The organism is Cytophagia bacterium CHB2, from assembly GCA_030263535.1.
Lineage (GTDB): Bacteria > Zhuqueibacterota > Zhuqueibacteria > Zhuqueibacterales > Zhuqueibacteraceae > Coneutiohabitans.
Genome location: SZPB01000567.1, coordinates 1 through 2,701, shown reverse-complemented (window position 1 = coordinate 2,701; position 2,701 = coordinate 1). Strand labels below are relative to the sequence as shown.

Genomic DNA, 2,701 nt, shown 5'->3' with positions numbered 1-2,701 from the left:
ATCGACGACTTGTTCTACCGGGAGCACGTCGAGATTGCGGCCATAAACCGAGGCGTTGGAGCAATAGCTGCAATTATAGGGGCAGCCGTGGCTGGAGGAATACATGATCCACCGCATGCCGTGCAAGGCTTCGTAGCGATCATAATCCATGAGATCATAGCCGGGAATGCGGCTGGGCAGCTCAGCGACATGCGGATAATGGCGCGCCGGATTCCACTGGATGCCGTTACGATTTTTCCAGAGAATGCCAGTCACGTCTGCGAGCGAGGCGCCCTCGGAAAAACGCTGCGCCAATTCCAGCATGGTCATTTCGCCCTGGCGCAAAGCCACGACGTCGACGAACGAGGCGGCAAGGGTTTGCTCGGGCAAAATCGAGGGATGCCAGCCGCCCAGCACGATGGGGATATCAGGATACTTTTCCTTCACGGCGCGGCCCACGTGCACGGCGCCGTCGATCATGGAGCCGGTGATGAACGACATGCCCAGGCAGAGGGCATCATCCATTTCGCGCAACACGGCGTTGACGTAATCCGGCTCGAGCGCGGCATCGATAATTTTGACTTCATAGCCGGCGGTGACCAGCGGCCCGGCAATGGCGATGAGGGCGAGCGGCGGGCAGGCTTCATCACTGCCGTAGGAGGGAAAGAAGAAGACGATTTTCTTCTTGCGGGACATGGGAAGTCAATCCTTGCAGTTTGTCGTGATGCGTTAGTGTCTTTGTAGCGAAATCGCTGCCCCAAGAGACAAAGGATTTAACCACGGATTTTACAGATTACTGAGAAGAAATCAATCCGTGCTACAGATCTGCAACATTTTTTTAGCAAAGTTTTTGGGCCACGGATGCGCACTGATGAAACACGGATGTGAGCGAGATAATTTCCGTTTGAAAACTCACAACTGTTGTTCTTTAGACTATTTTCAAAAAATCTAGCAAAAATCCGTGAAGATCCGTGTTCATCCGTGGCTTCAAAAGCTTTGGTTGCGGATTTCTTGCTCCGTGAAATGCGTGGTTCGTTGCTTCTCTTTTTGGTTCCGGCTCGTTTGGACTGGAAATTATTACGCTCGAAAAATATCCAGGCCTGGCTCGCTAACTGCGGCGCGTTGCAGGCGATGCGCAATGCCGGCGGCCATCAGTTTATCAACGCCGTCGATTCTGATACGGGCGGTTGCCACCTTCGCGGCTGCGAAAAACGGAGCCATGTCCAAATCGCCGATTTGCGGCTGGCCGGCGATCATCACCAGGCGGATATCCGCGCGTTGCGCTGAAATGATGCACGCGAACGGATCTGCCTTTGTTGATCGAAAAACCGTCAAATCCGCGGGCAGATTTGCGGCGATGCGCCCGGCGTACGGCAGGCGCAGAATTTTCGCGGCATCACAGGTGATCATGCGAAACAGAGTTTTGGCATCAACTTGATTTGCAGCATGCGCGATTTTCAACTCCGCTAGAAAATCACGCTCGCCGCTCAAGCGTGAGTCGCTGCCGAGCGCAACCCGATGCGCTGCGGTAAATGCGGCTATGTTCGCGGTTTCTCCGAAAAGAAATTGATTCGAGGACGGGCACCAAATCAATGCTCCGCCGCTGTCGATCACACGCGCGTGATCGGCGGTTGTAAATCCAACGCCGTGGACGAGAACGGTGTTGGCGTGCAAACATTGCAATGCCTGTAACCGCGTCAACTCCGCTGCGGCCGCATCGTCAATGCCTTCGGCGAGGTGGATGATCCAGGGCCAATCGTGCGGCGTGCGACGGTAGCTGTTTGCAACTTTGTCGCCATCGATCAGCAGCGAGTGGCTGTAGCGAAAGTTTTTGACGACGCGCACCGGAAAGCCGTTGTCCAGCGCGCGATGCCAGGGATTGTGATGGCATACTGTCGTGACGCCGCTGAGCAAATTCTTGAGGCCGCCGATCCAGAGCCGATCGGCGAGGGGAATTGCCAATGGCCCGAGCAAATCCGGATCTGTTTCAAAGCGCGGCTGAAAGTCGGCAATCCACTCCGCGGCATTGCGATACTTCTCGCGCCATTTCAGGCGCTTGAAGCAGTTGAATTCGAGATGATCGTGGGCATTGATCAAGCCCGGCGCGATAAGGTCGCCATTGAGATCGACAATCAAATCGCCGTTGTGAGGCTGTGCGTCGGTTTCATCAAAGCGGCCGCGCTTCAAACGAAGTGAAGCGGCGATGATGCCATCCTCGTTTAGGACTCTGGCGTTGATGAAAGAAGTGGCGCGTTTTAATGGTAAGGCCATACGAAAAACAAAAGCGTACGCAAAGGTGCAAAGACGCAGAGAATCCGCGAAGAAAGACGTTGCGTGTTCTTTGTTGCTCTGCACATTGCGTGGGATTTCTTGCTATTTTCAAAAAAAGATTGGTTATGGACTACCCCGATTTTCAGACAAGCTGAAATCGGAAGCCCTGCGTGCAGCAATAAACCCGGCTGATTTGGAATACCACGAAGACACCTCGTACACTGTTACTTTGAAAAACATATCCATCCTTGTGTGTCATCCAGGAAGCTTGTGAAGTTGCAGGCAAATTGCCGAGTCCTTCACAGGATTCGTCTGAATGACATTTCGGATGAAGAAATCTCGGCGCTGAAATATCATTCCTGATTCGACTTGTCACGCCGCTATCGTTCCTACCGTTTGGGATTAATCTGACACCTTCCGACTTTGAGCTCAAATCTTTTTTTGTAAATAG

Annotated in this window: 2 protein-coding genes; both read right to left on the bottom strand. The window is 53.2% G+C overall.

The window, feature by feature from the left end; translation table 11 throughout:
* On the bottom strand, positions 1-675 hold a 675-nt coding region (locus FBQ85_28970; GenBank protein MDL1879167.1), incomplete at its 3' end, for a radical SAM protein.
* Between the two features lie 381 nt (positions 676-1,056).
* Positions 1,057-2,250, bottom strand: a complete 1,194-nt coding sequence (locus FBQ85_28965; protein MDL1879166.1) for an amidohydrolase — start codon at positions 2,248-2,250, stop codon at positions 1,057-1,059.
* Positions 2,251-2,701: the final 451 nt, after the last annotated feature.

What these genes read in the sequence shown, in the direction of transcription:
- FBQ85_28965 (MDL1879166.1), bottom strand. Translation starts at nt 2,250, where the DNA reads ATGGCCTTACCATTAAAACGCGCCACTTCTTTCATCAACGCCAGAGTC.